This is a genomic window from Treponema sp. R6D11 (assembly GCF_054786075.1).
In genome coordinates this window covers 1-1,242 of sequence record NZ_BDHD01000341.1, presented here as the reverse complement: position 1 = coordinate 1,242, position 1,242 = coordinate 1, and the positions used below count along the sequence as shown (strand labels likewise).

Sequence of the window (1,242 nt, the reverse complement as noted above, 5' to 3'; positions counted from 1 at the left end):
TGTTTTTGGCGTTATGGGGGGCCAGTTTGGATTGTTTTTCGGCCCGTTTATTATTTTTTTTTTGATACCGCCCTTTTTTATATGCGGTTTATTGATATATAAATTTGGAAATCAGACAATGTCGATGTTTTTAATCGCGTCAGCGAGGTGCGTTCCGTCGTGCCAAAGCTGGTCTACGAGGCGGGTGGTTTTTCCCATGTAAAGGCAGGCGCGAACCGCCAAAAGCCGTCCGAGTTTTTCCTCTTCAAGAACCGCCTTCGCTTCAATATAATCTTGCGAGTAACGGCGCTCGTGGTTTGTAATGACGACAATGCCCTTCTCGGCAAGACGCGTTATTTTTCGCGCCTCACGGATGTTGTCCGCAAGCGGCTTTTCGCAGATGACGACATGAACGCCGCTCTCGGCGGCAAGGCGGCAATAGCGGTAGTGGCTGTCGGGGTGGGTCGCTATCGAGACGATATCAGGCTTTTGGACGCGGATCATTTCCGCCGCGTCCTCGTAAACGGGAACTTTCCACTTTTGCGCGAACAGATTTCTGCGCTCTTCGTCAATGTCGCAGCCGGCGGCAAGGACGCAGTCTTCGTTGGCGGAGATTGCGCCAGCATGGGTGCAGGGTTTTTCCCTAAGAGCGTCCTCTTCCAGCAGGGAAGCGATGCGTCCAAGGCCGATAACGGCGGCTTTTAGCTTGCTCATGCTTCTGCCTGATTTTTTTCGATTGCGGCGGTTGCTGATAATGGCGCGTCTGTCGCTTCGGGTGCTTGCGTGGACATCGAATTTTTTTCTTTTATCCTGTCGTGCCTTGAATTTAAGACCGAATACATTACGGGCGTTACAAAAATCGTCATAAAGGTGCTTACAAACAGGCCGCCGACAAATGTTTTGCCGATAGGCTGAATCGTGTCAGCGCCCGCGCCGGGGAAAAAGGCAATCGGGGCCATTCCGAGAATCGTCGTAAGGCTTGTCATTAAAATCGGGCGTAAACGCCTTTTCCCCGCTTCAACGCACGCCTCGCGAACTTTCATTCCGCGGGCGCGCAGCGTGTTCGTGTAATCCACAAGCACGATGCCGTTGTTTACCACGACTCCTACAAGCGCGACGATGCCTACGATTGAAAACATCGACATTGTCTGATTTCCGAATTTATATATCCATATAACGCCTATGAATAAGAGCGGTATCGAAAAGAAAATGATTAACGGGTCGACAAACGATTCAAACTGGCTCGCCATAACGCCGAAAACC

2 protein-coding genes are annotated in these 1,242 nt (G+C 50.8%); both read right to left on the bottom strand.

The features are described from left to right. Positions 1 to 111: 111 nt before the first annotated feature. Positions 112 to 693: a Gfo/Idh/MocA family protein gene (locus ACYVTD_RS12930; RefSeq protein ID WP_461248153.1), complete on the bottom strand. Its 582-nt coding sequence runs from the start codon at positions 691 to 693 to the stop codon at positions 112 to 114. Beyond that, positions 690 to 1,242: efflux RND transporter permease subunit (locus ACYVTD_RS12925; protein ID WP_461248152.1), on the bottom strand; the 553-nt coding region annotated here is incomplete at its 5' end. The genes ACYVTD_RS12930 and ACYVTD_RS12925, both read right to left, overlap by 4 nt.

Bases quoted from the DNA above. Each gene is read 5' to 3' on its own strand.
- ACYVTD_RS12930 (WP_461248153.1), bottom strand. From the start codon at position 693: ATGAGCAAGCTAAAAGCCGCCGTTATCGGCCTTGGACGCATCGCTTCC.